At 59.7% G+C, this 16,195-nt stretch carries 17 protein-coding genes; 5 read left to right on the forward strand and 12 right to left on the reverse strand.

Annotation, left to right across the window (positions count from 1 at the left end; genetic code table 11):
• Positions 1-83 precede the first annotated feature (83 nt).
• Positions 84-515, forward strand: a complete 432-nt coding sequence (locus HX866_RS00160; protein ID WP_177093283.1) for a nuclear transport factor 2 family protein — start codon at positions 84-86, stop codon at positions 513-515.
• A gap of 79 nt (positions 516-594) precedes the next feature.
• On the opposite strand, the gene HX866_RS00165 is transcribed toward HX866_RS00160, so the two are convergent.
• Both HX866_RS00165 and HX866_RS00170 read right to left on the reverse strand, forming a co-directional pair.
• Entirely contained in the window at positions 595-804 is a 210-nt protein-coding gene (locus tag HX866_RS00165) for a hypothetical protein (RefSeq protein WP_177137698.1), read from the reverse strand.
• Positions 805-848: 44 nt separating this feature from the next.
• On the reverse strand, positions 849-1,784 hold the full coding sequence (locus HX866_RS00170; protein ID WP_177104683.1) for a LysR family transcriptional regulator: 936 nt from the start codon (positions 1,782-1,784) through the stop codon (positions 849-851).
• 154 nt (positions 1,785-1,938) lie between these two features.
• On the opposite strand from HX866_RS00170, the gene lysA reads away from it, so the two are divergent.
• Positions 1,939-3,177: a diaminopimelate decarboxylase gene (gene lysA / locus HX866_RS00175; RefSeq protein ID WP_177137700.1), complete on the forward strand. Its 1,239-nt coding sequence runs from the start codon at positions 1,939-1,941 to the stop codon at positions 3,175-3,177.
• A gap of 42 nt (positions 3,178-3,219) precedes the next feature.
• Here lysA and HX866_RS00180 read toward each other — a convergent pair whose 3' ends face one another.
• From HX866_RS00180 to HX866_RS00190, 3 genes are all read right to left on the reverse strand, one after another.
• A complete protein-coding gene (locus HX866_RS00180; RefSeq protein WP_177137702.1) occupies positions 3,220-3,591 on the reverse strand; it encodes a VOC family protein in 372 nt (123 codons plus the stop codon).
• Between the two features lie 103 nt (positions 3,592-3,694).
• On the reverse strand, positions 3,695-4,384 hold the full coding sequence (locus tag HX866_RS00185) for a helix-turn-helix transcriptional regulator (protein WP_177137703.1): 690 nt from the start codon (positions 4,382-4,384) through the stop codon (positions 3,695-3,697).
• 75 nt (positions 4,385-4,459) lie between these two features.
• The gene (locus HX866_RS00190) at positions 4,460-4,720 is read right to left on the reverse strand and encodes a TetR family transcriptional regulator (protein ID WP_177137705.1); all 261 of its coding nucleotides are present in this window, start codon (positions 4,718-4,720) and stop codon (positions 4,460-4,462) included.
• A 384-nt stretch (positions 4,721-5,104) separates the two neighbouring features.
• Between HX866_RS00190 and HX866_RS00195 the strand changes: the two genes are divergently transcribed.
• The gene (locus tag HX866_RS00195) at positions 5,105-5,446 is read left to right on the forward strand and encodes a hypothetical protein (protein ID WP_256261507.1); all 342 of its coding nucleotides are present in this window, start codon (positions 5,105-5,107) and stop codon (positions 5,444-5,446) included.
• 119 nt (positions 5,447-5,565) lie between these two features.
• On the opposite strand, the gene HX866_RS00200 is transcribed toward HX866_RS00195, so the two are convergent.
• Entirely contained in the window at positions 5,566-6,165 is a 600-nt protein-coding gene (locus tag HX866_RS00200) for a SagB/ThcOx family dehydrogenase (RefSeq protein ID WP_177093275.1), read from the reverse strand.
• A 70-nt stretch (positions 6,166-6,235) separates the two neighbouring features.
• Between HX866_RS00200 and HX866_RS00205 the strand changes: the two genes are divergently transcribed.
• Entirely contained in the window at positions 6,236-6,496 is a 261-nt protein-coding gene (locus tag HX866_RS00205; protein WP_177093274.1) for a hypothetical protein, read from the forward strand.
• 138 nt (positions 6,497-6,634) lie between these two features.
• Positions 6,635-6,946 (forward strand): hypothetical protein, encoded by a 312-nt coding sequence (locus HX866_RS00210; protein WP_371316766.1) that lies wholly within the window; start codon positions 6,635-6,637, stop codon positions 6,944-6,946.
• 829 nt (positions 6,947-7,775) lie between these two features.
• Here the strand turns inward: HX866_RS00210 and HX866_RS00215 are convergent.
• The 6 genes from HX866_RS00215 to HX866_RS00240 form a co-directional block, all read right to left on the reverse strand.
• Positions 7,776-8,411, reverse strand: coding sequence for a LysE family translocator (locus HX866_RS00215; RefSeq protein ID WP_177104673.1), 636 nt, complete (start codon positions 8,409-8,411; stop codon positions 7,776-7,778).
• A 124-nt stretch (positions 8,412-8,535) separates the two neighbouring features.
• Positions 8,536-9,732, reverse strand: coding sequence for an ATP-grasp domain-containing protein (locus HX866_RS00220; RefSeq protein WP_177104671.1), 1,197 nt, complete (start codon positions 9,730-9,732; stop codon positions 8,536-8,538).
• On the reverse strand, positions 9,729-10,985 hold the full coding sequence (locus tag HX866_RS00225) for an ATP-grasp domain-containing protein (protein ID WP_177093271.1): 1,257 nt from the start codon (positions 10,983-10,985) through the stop codon (positions 9,729-9,731). Before HX866_RS00225 ends, HX866_RS00220 begins: the two co-directional genes overlap by 4 nt.
• A gap of 45 nt (positions 10,986-11,030) precedes the next feature.
• Positions 11,031-11,987 carry a TauD/TfdA family dioxygenase gene (locus HX866_RS00230; RefSeq protein ID WP_177093270.1) on the reverse strand — a complete coding sequence of 319 codons (957 nt, stop codon included), beginning with the start codon at positions 11,985-11,987 and terminating at the stop codon, positions 11,031-11,033.
• A gap of 149 nt (positions 11,988-12,136) precedes the next feature.
• A complete protein-coding gene (locus tag HX866_RS00235) occupies positions 12,137-13,978 on the reverse strand; it encodes a carbamoyltransferase family protein (protein WP_177093269.1) in 1,842 nt (613 codons plus the stop codon).
• Entirely contained in the window at positions 13,975-16,086 is a 2,112-nt protein-coding gene (locus HX866_RS00240; RefSeq protein WP_256344787.1) for an iron-containing redox enzyme family protein, read from the reverse strand. The genes HX866_RS00235 and HX866_RS00240 overlap by 4 nt, the downstream gene beginning before the upstream one ends.
• Between the last annotated feature and the right edge of the window lie 109 nt (positions 16,087-16,195).

The following is a 16,195-nucleotide window of genomic DNA, read 5'->3' on the forward strand; positions in this document are numbered from 1 at the left end:
TCATCGCGATCCCTGGTGCTGCCTGCTCACGCCGGGGCCGGGTTCTTCTATCTCCAGTCCCCATAACAACAAGGAAATACCTCGTGAAAAAGATCAAAGTGCTGATTGGTTTCCTGTGCCTCTTCAGTGGCTACGTCGCTGCGGCTCCATCATCAGGGGAGAAGGAGGTTGCCGCCGCGGTGGACCATCTGACCCAGGCCATGTTGAACAGGAACATTCCTGAGCTGAAAGCGCTGACCGGCGAGAACCTGACCTATGGGCATTCCAGCGGGAAGGTACAGGGCAAGAAAGACTTTATCGGCGATATTGAAACGGGGAAAAGCGCGTTCAAGACACTGGAGATGCAGAACCAGACCATTACCCTGTCAGGTGATGTGGCTTTCGTCCGCCATCACTTTTCGGGACAAGCGATCAAGGGCAGCGAGCTGATTCCCACCGAAATTGAAAACTTCCAGGTCTGGCAGAAACAGCACGGCAAATGGCTGTTGGTGGGTCGGCAGGCTTTTCATCTCTGACATTTGAGTCATAGAGAGGAACATATCGAGTCAGCGCTGAACATGGCTAACATTTCGGGTTGACGACAGGCTCTGCCGGCTATGGGAACGCCAACTGTTTCAGGGTCGCCATCATGGCGATTACCAAAACAGCAAGTCCTACCCCAGCTGTCCACTGGGCTTCTGGCGTTTCGGCGAACCAGGAGCCCTTGATTGGGTATTTGCCTCGTGTGAGCAGTTTCACAATAGGCCAGCCGACGGGAAAGCAAATGGCGTGAAAAATTACTTGCGTTATCAGCTCGTCGAACACGTTGGTAAGTCCTTGTAGCCAGTCAGAGAGTTAACGCCTGAAGTCTACAAGTTCACACTTGAATGAGCACTGATCGCCGCCAGTCGAGCTTCAATCGCCGACGCCTGTTCCCGCAACGCCTCCTCAAACCGGCTGACCAGCCTGGAAGCCGGACGGTGCAAAGGTTTGATCAGGCTGACGGTAAAGGGTATCGAGACGCTGAACGGGCGGATCTCCAGGCCCTGGCCGACGAAGTCCAGGGCCGTCAGCGGGTTGACGATGGCCAGGCCGACGCGCTCGCGCACCATGGCACAGACCGACGCCGCACTGTGGGTTTCCAGCACCCTGTGCCGTTCGACCTGAGCCTGCCGGAAAATCTCGTCTATCTGCTGCCGGTAGCTATCGAGGCTGGACAAGCTGATGAAGGGTTTCGAGGCAAAGTCCTCAGGTGCCAGAACCGGCTTTTCCAGCAGCGGATGGCCAGTCGGCAAGACACAGACTTCATCCACGGTCATCAAGGGCGACAGCTCTGTCCCCGGTGGCGCATTCGCCACTTCGGTCAGCCCCAGGTCGTAACGCTGGGCCGACAGCCACTCCTCCAGCAAAGGCGATTCCTGCGGCGTGATGGTCATGCTCGCTTTAGGGAACTGCGTCACGAAACGCTGGCACGCCTTGGGCAACAGCGATTGCGAGAACACCGGCAGGCAGGCAACGGACAACTGACCCTGCTCGAACTCGCGCAATGACGCCGCCGTATTGAGAATCCGACCCAAGCCGAAATAGGCCCGTTGTACTTCCTCGAATAGCGAGAGGGCCTGTGCCGTCGGTCGCAGGCGGCCGCGCACGCGATCAAATAGTTGGAGTTGAGTCAGTTGTTCAAAACGCGCCAGCTCACGACTGACCGTCGGCTGCGAGGTATGCAGCATGGCGGCGGCTTCGGTCACGCTGCCGGTGGTCATGACGGCTCTGAACACTTCTATATGGCGCAACGTGGCGGACATGGGCCTGGGCTCAGCGGTTTTGAAGTCCATATCATAAATGAATGATCTTGTTGAATATTGATATTTTATGACTGGCTCTTCTTTCTCCATCATGCCGCCAACTGCGCGATAGCCCCTTTGCTGCGCGTGCATGGCCTGCCTGAGACCTGCTGATATGAAAACCCTCGCGGATAACCTGCTACTGCAACTGACCGAACAACATGGCACCCCTTTGTGGGTGTATGACGGCCAAGTGATTCAAGAACGCATCCAGCAACTGGGCGCATTCGATACGGTGCGTTTTGCCCAGAAAGCCTGCTCCAACCTGCATATCCTGCGTTTGATGCGCGAGGCTGGGGCGAAGGTGGATGCCGTTTCCCTGGGTGAGATCGAGCGTGCGCTGCTGGCCGGATTCACCACCGATTCTGCGCAGGGCGCGGCAGGTGTCGTGTTCACGGCCGATGTGTTTGATCGAGCAACCTTGCAGCGCGTGGTCGAAGCGCAGGTCGAGGTCAATGTCGGCTCAATCGACATGCTGCATCAACTGGGGCCGCTTTCCCCCGGCCACCGCGTGTGGCTACGGGTCAACCCGGGCTTTGGCCACGGGCACAGTCGCAAGACCAATACCGGAGGCGAAAACAGCAAGCACGGGATCTGGCATAGCCAACTGCAGGAAGCCCTGACGCTGGTTCGCGACTACGGCCTGCACCTGGTGGGGCTGCACATGCACATCGGTTCCGGGGTGGATTACCAGCATCTGCAGCAAGTGTGCAGCACCATGGCGGAATTGGTGGTGGGCCTGGACCAGGATATCGAGGCCATTTCAGCCGGTGGCGGTTTGTCGGTGCCCTACCGGGCGGGCGAACAGCCGGTCGACGTCGATCACTACTTTGTTCAGTGGGATCACGCCAGGAAGCAGATCGAACGCCATCTGGGCCATTCGATCCGCCTGGAAATCGAGCCGGGACGCTTTCTGGTGGCAGAGGCGGGTGTGCTGGTATCGGAGGTGCGCGCCACCAAACCCATGGGCGGCAACCATTTCACCCTGGTTGATGCCGGCTTCAATGACCTGATGCGCCCATCGCTGTATGGCAGTTATCACGAGATCTCATTACTGACCCTGCGCGACGAGTCCTTGCCCCAGCGAGCGACGGTTGTGGCCGGACCTCTTTGCGAGTCCGGCGATGTCTTCACCCAGGCCGAAGGGGGCATCGTCGAGTCCCGTTTGCTGCCTGCTGCCGAGGTCGGCGATTACCTGGTTTTCCATACCGCCGGGGCGTACGGTGCCTCCATGTCCTCCAACTACAATAGCCGCACCCACGCGGCGGAGGTGTTGGTGAATGGCCGTGAGCAGCGCCTGATCAGGAAACGCCAGATCTTGAGCGCGCTGTTGCAGCTTGAAGAAGAGAACTGACGAGGCGCGGGATCCGGCTCCTTGGCTTACCCCGGACGTCAATCAGGCGTCCGACGAGGCGAACACCCGCAGCCGATGACCGTCCGGATCAAGCGCGACAAAGGTAAAGCCGAAATCCATCTCTACCGGTGCCTGGAGAACGGTCAGCCCCTTGGCAACCCAGGCTTGCCAGGTTGAATCAACCAGGGCTTTTTCCGCGATGCTGAACGCCACTTCGCCTGCAACCCCGATGTCGGCCACCGCTGGTTCTACCCTGTGCTTCGACCAAAGGCCCAGCATGAACCCTGAGTCCAAAGCGAACAGCGCAAACGTAGCCGAAGCCTCTACCGGTGCGCGACCCAACAAGTCGGCATAGAAACGTGCGCTGGACTCCGGGCTGTCTACATACAAGATAAAAAAGTTGGGCGTGATCATGGGTGGCTCCTGGCCGGGGATGGAAGTGACGCTAGCAGCACCGTGCTTGCTAGCGCCTCCTATCCTACGGATGCCCCTACCCATTTTTGTCAGCAGTGATCGCCTATTGAGGACTGATCCCTTCCTGGAGACGCCAAGCCTTCAGCAGTGCCTGGCGTCGGCGTGGATAGCGTTCCTGAGCCATCTTGAAGTCGGTAATCCGTTCACTGCGAAAGTGCCGGAAGCCGTCACGCAGTTCGCACCAGGCCACCAGCACACGGGCATCATCAAAATAACCCAGTGCAAAGGGCCAGATGGTTCGGCAGGACTGCTCACCCTTCAAATCCAGGTAGACGATGTCCACCTTCAGTTCTGCCCTGATCGCCTGGCGAATCAGTGGTTGCACGACGTCGACCGGTAAAGGCGAGGCGCTGGGCCCGATCAGCAGCGCAGAGGCGTCCAGTTCGTCCTTCAGTCCAGGTGGCAGGACAGCAGAAATTTTATCCAGAGCATTACGTGCCGCCAGCCCCAAACGTTCATCTGCCCGCTCGGCTACCCAACGTGAACCGAGGACGAGGGCTTCTATCTCATCTTCTGAAAACATCAGTGGCGGAAGCATGAAGCCAGGGCGCAATACAAAACCCAGCCCCGCGGCCCCTTCAATGTTTGCACCTTGTTCCTTCAGGGTTCCGATATCCCTGTAGAGGCTGCGCAAGGTGATCCCCAGTTCCTGGGCCAGCATGGCGCCGGCAACCGGAAAACGGTGGCGCCGTAAAATCTGGATCAAGGTCAGGAGACGTTGGGAGCGTGACATTGAGGTGAGTTCGAAAAGGCATTGGTTGATAGCGTTTCATATCAAGGAAGGCACTACAACCACCCGGCAGCGACCTCACCCCAATTGCGCTTTCAATTCGTCAGCGACCGATTTGAGAATTTCCTCGGAGAGCTTTTCGTCGTTTACCGCACGGGCTAGCGACACGGCACCGACCAGCGCGGACAACTCGGCGGTGTGGTCCAGCGTGCTGTTGGCGATGGGCACCACGGCCTGGCTGCCATCGTGCAGGGCATGCTTGACGGCTTCGGCCACCAGTGCCTCGCGAGAGCCAAAGTGCCGGTAGACGCCTGCGTGGGTCAGGCCCGCGTCCTTCATCAGGTCGGCCACCTACACAATGCGCGCATAACTCTCGGCCTTGTCTGCCGTTGAAGGGCCAGGGGATAGGCAGATCCCATCACTCAGGAGCAGTCGATATAACGTGTTGATTGTCATATCGAATAACGCTTTATATTCACGGAGGCGGAATGGAAGTTTATATCGGAATAGCTGGATCAATAGCTTTATTGGATTCTTTTCGTCTTTATAAAAAAGCGCCAAAGGCAGGTATTTATTTCAGCATTGGTTTCAGGTGACAAGTTGGGTACATGATTTACCTAGACTTTACTTTGGTACATCATGAAATTATCAAAAAGGGCTGTCTGAAAGGTATGTCCGGAGATATTATTAATTCCGGTTCAGCGCAAAAAAAGAGGACTTATCATGATTAGTCGACTCTCAAAGATGAAAGTAGCGGTCTTGCTCCTTGGCGTACTCGCCATGGCAGGACAGGCTGAGGCCCGTGGCTACGGATACGGTTGGGGTCACGGTTATGGCCACGGTTACGGTGGGGGATGGGGTTGGGGCGGTCCAGCCCTGTTGGGCGCAGTGGTCGGCGGTCTCGTAGTGGGCTCGGTCGTGGCCAACTCCCAGCCTCCGGTCTACGTTCAACAGCCGGTTTACGTCCAGCCGCAGCCGGTGTACTACCAGGCTCCACCGCCGGTCTACTACCAGGCTCCGCCACCGGGCTACTACTACGCGCCACAACCGGTTCCGGCACGTTAGGCGCTTGTGGATCATTGACAGGTTCTTGATGCCACAGGTCCCACCTGAAAACGGGGCCTGTTTTGTTTCGTCGGCAAAAAGGCCGTGCAGGGTGCGGCTGCTATCCGTGTGCCGTCGTTCTAGTTGAGAGGATGCCCCACGCAGAAAACGGCGACCGGAAAAAAGGGTTGTTCAAGCCGCCAGGCGTCTTTCATCTTGAGGTCATCAAAGCCCATCACGACCACGCCGCCCAGACCTGCTGCGGTCACAGCCAAATACATATTTTGAACAACCGCCCCCGCTTCGAAATCAACGTAGCGTGCTCCCCTCAGTCCGTCGGTTTGTTGCTGGGCGAAATGATCAATGGCCACCGCTCGTTCGGCGACGATGGCGATGACGGCGGGAGCGTCTTCCAACCAGGATTCATCACCCAAGGCCGCTGAGTTCAGCACGCCCTTATCGATCGGATCGCCAATGCGCGCGAGTTGCCCTGTCTGTGAGTCGTATAGGTATACCCCGGGTACGAGCCCTTCGACTTGGCGCACAACTACCCTCAGCGCGAGTGGATGCAGTGCATGTGCCGAGGGGGCGGTTCGCTTGCCGTCCGTGGAGGTACGGCCCTGTCCGGCATACAAAAACGCCTCCAGGGCGGTCAGGCTCAGTGGTTTCTCACTGAAGGATCTGACACTGCGCCGCGCGGACAGCAGGTCTTTCAGCAGAGCAGTGTTCTGAGTTTCCATCGAGGGTCATCCATACCTGATTCTGCTGACAGTAGCAGACATTTTTCATGGGAAAGAGACGTCTCTATGAATGACTTGGCGCTGGACGTCTGTCCCGCTGTGGCTTCGTCCCCTGCCGGTCGCCATTGCGTTAAAACAGGGTCAAAAGGGTGGTCGCCAGGGCATAGACACGTCGCCGCCACCGTGGTGCATTCAATATTCAGGGCATGATGTTCATGCAAAGTATCGTTTTATCTACACGGAAGATTGTCAGAAGTTGGAGTTTGGACGGCGAGATCAATTCATTTACTGGGTGTTTTTTGCTTTTTTTGAAATGGCCAGGAGAAAGTAAAAGTTTCAGGTAACAAGTTGGATACATGCTTTACCTAGTATTTACTTTGGCGTGTGACGATTTTCCAAAAATAACGGTCTGATAAGTATTCCCGGAATTTTATTAAAGTGCCGGTTCGTTACGTAATGAGGACTTATCGTGAGTAGTCAGCGCTCAAGAGTGAAAATAGCCGTCTTGCTTCTCGGCGTGCTCGCCGTTGCGGGGCAGGCTGAGGCCCGTGGTGGATATGGTTGGGGGCCGGCCCTGTTGGGTGGCGTGGTCGGCGCTGCGGTAGTGGGGGCGGTTGTTGCCAACTCCCAGCCCGTCCAGCAGCCGGTTTACGTCCAGCAGCCGGTTTACGTTCAGCCGCAGCCGGTGTACGTCCAGCAACCGCAGCCGGTTTACTATCAGGCACCCCCACCGCCTCCACCGCCGGGCTACTACCAGCCACAACCGGTTCCGATGCGTTAGGTCTCTGTGGGGCACCGCGACGTGTTTAATGGCGTAGGTCCCAGCGTATAAACAACAAACCCCGCCGAAGCGGGGTTTGTTGTTTTGGCTGACTTCAATCGTACTTATGCAGTGACGCTGATGGTCTGGCCGATGCTCTGCCCGGTGCCGCTTACAGACGGCTTGGCAGATGCGCTTGTGCTGTCGCTATCGCTGCTAGTGCTGCTTTGTTCGGCGTGGCGGTGATGGTGCTTGTGGGTGGCGCTGGTGCCGCTAGTGGTCGTGCTGGCAGTCGCGGATTGCGTCGCAGACTGGGTCGCGGCCTGAGTGGTGGCGGTAGTGGGGGTTGAAATCGAAGCTGAGATTGCACCGATAGACATCGTTACCTCCGGAATACTGGGAAAGCCTGCGTGAGTCGGAACGAGAGGCGCAGGTTGTCGTTTGTAATTTCTGAATTATTTGACCATTCAGCAGGGCCGGCTGCGGGATAGTCCCGAAGCTAATCAGAGGTTAACACCAGCACTTTGTCAGCTTTATCGGCATCATGTCGGGGTTGTGTGGCGTTTTTTGTACAGTGTTTAACTTGATTTTGATCCTGGCGTGCAGGTGCAGGTGAGCAAGGACGAGTATGAGGCCCCGCCTGGCATACCAGTAAGATTTTAAATGTTTTGAATGAAAACTGTGGTTGTTGTCGGAACTGCAGTTTCTTATGCAGCCCCTCCCGCGATTATTTATAAATGAAGCACCCCAGAACATGGCGAGTGCCTGGGGCTTCTTATTACTAATAACGAGGCATCTTGCACGGTAAAAATAGAGAAAGTTATTGCTCGATCAAGTACAGGATGCTCTATCAGACCATCGGCTTGCGAAACAGGATATCGACCGCAAACAAACCGAGTACCGTCCCGGAAAGCCAGCGCTGGGTGCGCATGGCAGTGGGGCGTTTGGTCAGGTAGCTGCTGACCCGGGAGGCGGCCAGGACGATGATGCCGTTCACGGTGATGGCAATGACGATCTGTACCAGCCCCAGCTGAATGAACTGTTGTAAGGTCGATCCCGCGGAAGGGTCGATGAACTGGGGAATCAGCGCGGAATACATGAGTGCAATCTTCGGATTCAGCAGGTTCGTTACCAGGCCCATGGTGAACAGCCGCTTCGGCGAGTGAGGTGGTAGCTCGCGTGCCTCGAAGGGGGAGGCGCCCCTGGGCTTGAGCATGTTCCAGGCCAGGTAGCCCAGGTAGAACGCGCCCGCGATCTTGACGACGTCGTAGGCCACTGGCACAGCCTTGAACAAGGCCGCCAGGCCCAGTCCCGAAGCCACCAGGTAGCACACGAAGCCCAGGGCCACACCTGCCAGGGAAATCATCCCCGCCAGTCGCCCTTGGGAAATCACCCGCGAGGTCAGGTAGATCATGTTCGGCCCAGGTGTCAGCACCATGCCCAGTGCGATGATGGCCACACCGGCCAGGTTTTCCGGCGCAACCATCAGCGTGCTCCTTCGTTTACAGGGAAATAGGCGACCGGTCGCTGTTCGCGCCTGCCATGAATGGCCGGGGTACGGCCGCATGCCTCGTCAATGCCAGTGCTGGCATCGGTTACAACGGCTGTTTTCATGATTGAACGCTCCATAACTCGGATAACTGTTCGAAGACCTTTCCGACATCGTGTTCCAGCGCGGGGCCATCGAAGCTGCGCAGGCGCAGGCGGGTCCGGGACCCTTCATAGACACCGCTGGCGGAGTGCTCAAGGTCCTGCGGTTGGGCCCAGTACAGGGTCCCCAGGCCATCGCGTGGCGAGCTGCCGAGCCGGGCGATTACCCAGGCTCCTCGCTCGCGGTGCAAGGGCCGGCCCTCATTACTGCGGCTGCGCGCAAAGTCCCTGTAGCGGGTGGATGCCTCTGTCTGCAACTCCCAGGCGATCCCCAGGAGGTCGATATCCCTCACCTCCCGCCAGAGGAACGGAATTTCGGCACCGCCGACCCGTGCACCAATCTCCAGGAACAGCAACTCGTCACCCTGGTCGAACAGTTCGAGATGGAAGACGATTTCCCGTTCCGGCGCGAAGGCCGCCAGCAACTGCTCGACGCGTCGCGCAATTCGCTGCTCGTCCTCGCCTTCCTCCAGTTCGATACTGCCCAGCGGGCTGTCCGGGCCGAAATCGGCGCAACTGTTCACATAGCGCGACGCGGTGACCACCACGATCCGCTGCCCATCCCACCAGCCATCTACGTGCAGGATGGGGGCGGCGCAGTAGACCTGGACCATCATCGGCTCCACGGCCTGCTGCAACAGGTCCAGATCCCCGGGGCCGCGCAGGATACTCACGCCACGACTTGCCGTGCCGTAACGTGGTTTGAGCACCAGTGGATAACCATGCTCGGTCGCCAGTTGCTCCACGGCTTGGCGGGAATCGGCGTTCACCGCCGGCAGCACGCTGATCGACGACTGCCGACCCGCGATGTCCAGCATGGTGAGCTTGTCGCGAAACCGCTCGGTCCAGGCCACACGGTCTCCCGGCACCTTCCATCGCTCGCGAATCGACGCGGCATTGAGCAGGTCGCCTTCATTGAGGGCGACCACCAGCGCCGGCACGCCGTGCCGCTCGACCAGGCGTTCGACCTCGGCCATGACCGCCCCGGTATCGTCCAGCGAGGCCAGCGTCGAACTCGACGCCAGGCGCTCGCTCGGCAGCGACGCGATGGACTCGGGCGTACAGATCGCCCGAATCATCATCCCTGCAGGCAACTCGTATCGGTCGTAGAGGGCTTGGGAGCCGACCCAACGATGCAAGCAGAGCAGGTAGCTCATGCCTTGGGCTCCACGATGAAGTGAACGGCCTCCACCAGTTCGTCGCCGATCCGCACGGCGTCCTCACGGGAGACGCCTGTTGCCAGGACATACCCCGAGACGCAGTCGGCAACGGTGTCGAGTGGCGGGATCTGATCGCCCTCGTGCTTCTGGATGACCACGGCGCGCTCGGCCTGGCCCAGCTCGAACAGGAACGGCAGGAACACCAACGGCTTCTCGCCCTGCGGGGTGTGACGCACGTCGACGTCAGGCTTGAGGTCGAGCTCGACCTTCTTCACTTGGCCAGGTGTCGGGACGAAGAACTGGATCGCCGCCCCGGCTATCGGCTCTGGCGACACTTGCGGCAGGGTGTCGATACCCAGGGGCACGGTCAGGAACATCCGGTTCAGGTCGAGGCCGAATGCGCGTCTTACCAATTCCGGGGCACCGGAACCTGCCAGGCGTGCGTGGGATTCGAGCACCCGAGGGCCTTTTGGCGTCAGCACGAACTCGCTGTGGGAAGGGCCTTCCTCCAGCTCCACGGCGTCGAGCAGGCGGCAGGTCATTTCCTTCAGCTCTTTCAGCCATTTCTTGGCGTCGGTGCTTGGCGTGCTGACTTCCCACTCGACATACTTGTCGTTCATGCGGTACTGGGAGTAGCCGATCGGCAGGTGGCGGCGCTTGAAGGAGAAGGAGTCCACGCTGACGACCGGCCCCTCCAGGTATTCCTCGATGATGATGTGCTTGACGTCGGCGTCCAGCAGCGCTTGCCAGGCCAGGGTGGCGGAGGCTTCGTCATCGCAGGGATGGATATGCAGGCTGGCGACGCCTTCGGCCGGCTTGAGCACCGATTTGCCATGCTCCTTGACGAACGCGACGGCGATCTGCGCGCTGGTGACATGGCGATAGGCAACCGGACTCAGATCGTGCTTGGCCAGCAGCTCGCGCATCGCCACCTTGTCCTTGAGCAGGCGCGCGGTCTTGTAGGAAACCCCGATGAGGCCGAAATGGTCGACCACCTTGCCCGTCGATTCGCCCGCCACTTCGGTGGTGGTGATGATGCGATCGAATGGACGTTCACGATGCAGGGGTTCGAGTGCCTTGATGATCGCCTCGGCGTCGTCGATCCGGGCATGCACCACCTGTTCGCAATGGGCGACGATCTCCGGCTCGTAGTCACCCTCCTGATGCACCAGCACTACATCGATGCCCAGTTCCTTGGCACCGTGAATAGGCGAGGGGCGACCACCGATTACTGCAATACGCTTGTTCATGCGTGAATTCCCTATTTATCGTGATGGGGCTTGAAGAGAAAAGGCTCAGTTGCAATACACCCTGCGCAGCCAGCGGGCCTTGCTGTCGGGCATAGGTTGGAACGCCTTGCGTCGATGCAGCACGCGGGCGTTCTTGAAAATGAAAAAATCACCCGGCTGCAGCACCACCTCTATACCTTGGGTATTGCGCAGGCATTGGCGCAGAAGCCCGAGGGCCTCTTGGCTGTCCGGGTCGAGCGCGGTCACGATGCCGTCGTCGAAGCGCAGGCAATAACCGTTATCGCTCTGCTCCAGGATCGGCAGCACCTTCTGCTGGCCGTCGAAGCCCTCGTTGGACGCCGGCGCACCGAAGGTGTAGGCCGGTCTTTGCAACTGGGCCGTGGCCCAGGCGGGCAGCAGTGAGACAACGTGATCCACACAGACGATGTCGGTGGAGGCACTCTCGGCGTTGCGTACGGCAGCAAAGGCCAGGAAGTTCGGTACGGATACCGTGGCATCACGGCCCAGGTGGTCGAAGGGCCAGTTGGGGTTGTCGGTGTGCCAGAAAAACTCCACGTCCGCGCCCCAGGAACTCGTGGTGCCCGCGGCCTCGGGCACCGGCACCACGTTCCTGACCAGCTTGCCGAGGTTCTCGTACTCGACCGCATGGGGCCTGACACCGAGCAACTGCAACATGCCGAACTGCAGCAGGTCGAAGTCGAGGATGCACTCGGCATTGGGCAGGAAACCATTGCACGGCGTTGCGACCTCCGTGGACAGCGAGATGCCCCGCAGCAGCAGCGCCTTGTGCGGGCTGGCGGGGAACGCACGGATCGCCTCGAGGGTGTCGTTGCCCAGCACCGTGCTGAGCCACTCTCTGCCGATTTCCCCGACCCTGTCGGCGCGGTGCGGTAATTCGGCCAACCTGGCGCGACAATCCTCCAGCCCTGTCAGGTCGGGCTTGTCGATGACCATGATCTGGACTATCGAAGCCTGCTGAACGTCCATGGCCATGATGCTCATGATTTGCGGTTCAGGTATGAGCTGACCTTGGGGTCTGGCCGGTGGGCGAACGCGCGGGTTCGACGGATAAACATCCCCAGCGGCAGGATCAGGTAGAGCAGAACGTAATCCATGGTGCACCTTCCCTAGTGAATGAAATGATCAGTCCATCAGTCCAACGGCACGGTCTCGCGCCAGTCGACGGCTTCCTCGAACTGGGGTTGCTCCGACTTGTCCAGGTAAAAATCGCCGATTGCCAGCACATCGATGTTGGTCCGCATGAAACAGCGATAGGCTTCGAACGGCGTGTTCACGATGGGCTCGCCCCGTACGTTGAACGAGGTGTTGACCAGTACGGGACACCCGGAACGCTCGTAGAAGCGCTCAAGCAGCGCGCGGAACCGCGGGTTGCGCTCCCGGTCCACGGTCTGCACCCTGGCCGAGAAGTCCACATGGGTAATCGCCGGCAGATTGCTGCGCGCCACCTTGAGCAGGTCGATGCCGGTCAACTGTGCCTGCTCCTGTGGGATCACCCTGCGAATGGCTTCGGCCACCGGCGAGACCACCAGCATGTAGGGGCTTTCCTCGACGATATCGAAGTAGTCCGACGCTTCCTCCTCAAGCACCACGGGCGCGAAGGGGCGGAAGGATTCGCGAAACTTGATGCGCAGGTTCATGGTCGTCTGGGTGTCCGCGCGGCGTGGATCGCCGAGGATCGAACGGCCGCCCAGCGAACGTGGGCCGAACTCCATCCGCCCCTGGAACCAGCCGATCACCCCACCGTTTTCGATGCTGGCGATTACCCGGTGATCGACTTCCTCCTGGGAAAGCCGATGGAAAACCGCGCCGCAGGCTTCCAGTTCGTCCCTGATCTGCTCCTCGCTGTATTCCGGGCCGAGCAAGGCTCCGCTCATGCCATCGAGGACGCCGACGGGTAGTTCGCGACGGGTCACTCCGCGGTATTTGCGGTCGGTCAGCAGCGCGGCGCCCAGTGAGCCGCCGGCATCGCCCGCCGCCGGTTGAATCCACAGCCTGTCGAAGGTTCGTTCGCGGGAGATCACGCCATTGGCCACGCAGTTGAGGGCAACGCCTCCGGCCATGCACAGCGTTGTCTCGCCGGTCAGTTCACGGGCGGTCCTGGCCAGGCGCGACACCACGATTTCCGTGACCTTCTGCACCGATGCCGCGAGGTCGAACTCGCGCTCGGTCAGTGGCGCTTCGGACAAGCGTCGTGGCCCACCGAACAACCGCTCGAAGGCCTTGCCTGTCATCACTTCGCCCTTGATGAACTCGAACTGGGTCCAGTCGAGCCTGAAACTGCCATCGGGCTTCACGTCGATCAGGTTCGCGAGAATCGTGTCGACGTAGGTCGTCTTGCCATAGGGCGCGAGCCCCATCAGCTTGTATTCACCGGAGTCCACCTTGAAACCGCAGAAATAAGTGAACGCCGAATAGAGCAGGCCCAGCGAATGAGGGAAGGACAACTCCGCGACCAGCTTGATGCCGTCTGCCTTGCCGTGCCAGAGCGTGGTCGTCGCCCATTCGCCGACACTGTCGATGCACAGGATCGCAGCGCTCTCAAATGGACTGGGAAAGAACGCCGAAGAGGCGTGGGATTCGTGGTGGCCATGCACTTCGACCTGGCGCCCGTCCCGGTCCCCCATCGCTTTCAGATGACGCACGACCTCACGGTCCATCCGCCGCTTGGTCGACAGCCAGTCGCCCAGTGCCGGCGCATAGGTGCGCACGGCTGAAAGTCCCGCCACGGCGGCAGTCGAGAGCACGCGCCGGAACTTGAGCGCCGGATCTTCGTAATAGGCAACATGGTCGACGTCGGTCAATTTGATGCCCGCGTGCTTCAGGACGTACTCGATGGCCTGGCGTGGAAAGCCGGGGTCATGGCGGATCCGGCTGAAGCGTTCTTCCTGGGCGGCGGCAACGATCTTTCCGTCCACCACCAAAGTGGCCGCGCTGTCGTGATAGAAGGCGGAGATGCCAAGGGTGTACGTCATAGCAGCTCCCTCACTTTCTTGCGAAACTTGTCCAGCATGGTTTGCTCCCTGGGTGGATTGAGCGCGACGAATCCGGTACGGACCCGCGCCCACATTTGGTCCCGATCATTGCGAGGAAATGCGCTGAGGTAGGCATCCAGACTCGCGGCAGCCCACGCCGTGTGCCCGGTGGAGATGTTGTCGATGGAGTTGTGCAGATCAACGAACATCGTTGGGTAGCCATAGGCAACCAAGGCCTTGTGGGTCCGTCGATAGCCGCCACCCACACCGGACAGCTCCATCGCCAGGTTCAGCCCGAGGATCTCCGGGCAGTAGGTTTGCGAATATCGCCTGATCGATAACCAGAACACCGGCAGTTCGAAGTCTTCATCGTTGAAGCAGGCTGCATTGGCGTAGCCAGGGTCGGCAGTGGCTGGCAACTCGCCATGTATCGCCTTGAGCAGATGGCGGTAGATGACGGGATGGTTCTGAGCCTCGATACCGTTGCCCAGTTCATCGAAAAGCGTTTCGAACAGTCGGCTGCCGTAGGCCGTGGAGGCCACCGCCGGATGGGCGAACCCGGCCAGCCAGGCACCGTCGATCATCGTCAGTGGCGCCAGGGAGAGGATATCGGCCACCACGTCCTCCCGGGATGGCAGCTCTTCGTCCTGTTCCAGTGATTGGTTGGACGCTACGTGCTGGCCTTGCAACCACGATTGCAGAACACCGGGAGCCCATTGTTCCGGCAATGGGCAACGCCCGTTGGCGACCCCGCGCGAGGCCCTGATCAGCCAGCGCATTACGTAGTGTTCACTGTAGGATTCTTCTGCTGGCGTAAGCTCTACCCGCAGCAATCTCGGGTAGGCTTGTCGCGGGCTGAGACCGGTCACCAGAGTCGGTGCCTCGATGTCCTCCCGGATAGCCCCAACGAGCCTGCCGTCGTCCTTCCAGATCTGGCAGGCGGCGGGTTGCAGGGGCGCCTCGGCGTAGGGCAGGCCGGCGATCCAGCGGTGAAGAATGACGATGTCGTCGCGGCTGAAGATGCGGAACATCTTGCCCCGCGGTGAAATCAGGCTGGTGAGCAGCGGACTCGACTCCGGCTTGCCCGGTCTCACATAGGTGCTGGCAGCAAGGTGGTCGAGGAAGGCCAAGGAGTCATCGACCTCCAGCAAAGGCTTCATCGGCACTTTGTTCAGTTGCGTCTTGTCATGGTACTGGCAAGCATCCAGCCGACGGCGGCTGATCAGATGACGCGCCGCTTCCCTTGGATCAAGCCAGCGCTCAAGCACTTCAAGCAGTGCCTCGCTCGTCGCCTCGGCTTGCCAACGCGCCCACAGGTAGCCTTCACGTACGCCTGCGTTGCCAGACTCCCCCGCGTGCAGGAGGAATTCGCGCACTGCTGTTTCCGCGAGCACGGCGAGGTCATCGGTTCCCCCGGCCGGGTCGCAACGCAGATCGAGGAATTGACGGGCGGACGGCTCATCGTGAGCGATGAACTCGAACGTGGGCAGCAGCCCGCAATGACGCAGGTACAGGTTGGCACCCAGGATCTGCGCCATCAGTGATTCCGGGAAGTGCCCCAGCATGGCCAGTGTCGAGGCAAAGTTGAAGGCCCCATCCGAGATCCTCGGGTCGGCCCCTGCCCGCAGGAGGTCTTCACCGACATCCGCCAGCCCATGCTGACGCAGCAACTCCTGGTAGCGTTGGATGCGACTGGCGGCCGGCTGGCCGACACCGACATCCATTGCGTGGATTCTCAGGGTGGCCATCGCGTAGCGCGCTTCGTTGTTCCAGCTGCCACACAGCCCATGAATCAGGTACTGGCTGCCGATCAGCAATGGCGCCGACTCAAGGGCTGCCTTGGCGCGTAGTGCACGGGAATCCGCCTCGTCAGCCTCGATCGCTCGCGCCAACCTGCGCAGTCCCTCACGCACGGGCCTGAGTCGTTCGAATGCAACGCCCGGCAGTCCGGCCAGGACCGCTCCGCGGCTGAAGTCGGCGTCTGCCAGGTCCGCTCCAGGCACCGTTTCGAGGCAAGTGCGCAGGGATGCCGGCGTAAACAGACGCCTGGCTTCCTCCCCTGCCTGGGCTCCGAGGAAGCTGGAAAAAATCTGCCGATTAGTCTTCATCAGTACATTGGATAGATGGAGGAATTGTTTTTCTTCTTGGCTTTTTTCTTCTTCTTGAACAGCCCGCCAAGTGCCTTGCGAATTCGCTTGAACATAAAGCCTCCTTAAT

Source organism: Pseudomonas gingeri, assembly GCF_013386165.1.
GTDB lineage: Bacteria > Pseudomonadota > Gammaproteobacteria > Pseudomonadales > Pseudomonadaceae > Aquipseudomonas > Aquipseudomonas gingeri_C.

Excerpts from the sequence above, each read along its gene's own strand:
- HX866_RS00170 (WP_177104683.1), bottom strand. The coding sequence starts at position 1,784 with ATGTCCGCCACGTTGCGCCATATAGAAGTGTTCAGAGCCGTCATGACC.
- lysA (WP_177137700.1), top strand. The coding sequence starts at position 1,939 with ATGAAAACCCTCGCGGATAACCTGCTACTGCAACTGACCGAACAACAT.
- HX866_RS00180 (WP_177137702.1), bottom strand. The coding sequence starts at position 3,591 with ATGATCACGCCCAACTTTTTTATCTTGTATGTAGACAGCCCGGAGTCC.
- HX866_RS00185 (WP_177137703.1), bottom strand. The coding sequence starts at position 4,384 with ATGTCACGCTCCCAACGTCTCCTGACCTTGATCCAGATTTTACGGCGC.
- HX866_RS00190 (WP_177137705.1), bottom strand. The coding sequence starts at position 4,720 with ATGAAGGACGCGGGCCTGACCCACGCAGGCGTCTACCGGCACTTTGGC.
- HX866_RS00195 (WP_256261507.1), top strand. The coding sequence starts at position 5,105 with ATGATTAGTCGACTCTCAAAGATGAAAGTAGCGGTCTTGCTCCTTGGC.
- HX866_RS00200 (WP_177093275.1), bottom strand. The coding sequence starts at position 6,165 with ATGGAAACTCAGAACACTGCTCTGCTGAAAGACCTGCTGTCCGCGCGG.
- HX866_RS00205 (WP_177093274.1), top strand. The coding sequence starts at position 6,236 with ATGACTTGGCGCTGGACGTCTGTCCCGCTGTGGCTTCGTCCCCTGCCG.
- HX866_RS00215 (WP_177104673.1), bottom strand. The coding sequence starts at position 8,411 with ATGGTTGCGCCGGAAAACCTGGCCGGTGTGGCCATCATCGCACTGGGC.
- HX866_RS00220 (WP_177104671.1), bottom strand. The coding sequence starts at position 9,732 with ATGAGCTACCTGCTCTGCTTGCATCGTTGGGTCGGCTCCCAAGCCCTC.
- HX866_RS00225 (WP_177093271.1), bottom strand. The coding sequence starts at position 10,985 with ATGAACAAGCGTATTGCAGTAATCGGTGGTCGCCCCTCGCCTATTCAC.
- HX866_RS00230 (WP_177093270.1), bottom strand. The coding sequence starts at position 11,987 with ATGAGCATCATGGCCATGGACGTTCAGCAGGCTTCGATAGTCCAGATC.
- HX866_RS00235 (WP_177093269.1), bottom strand. The coding sequence starts at position 13,978 with ATGACGTACACCCTTGGCATCTCCGCCTTCTATCACGACAGCGCGGCC.
- HX866_RS00240 (WP_256344787.1), bottom strand. The coding sequence starts at position 16,086 with ATGAAGACTAATCGGCAGATTTTTTCCAGCTTCCTCGGAGCCCAGGCA.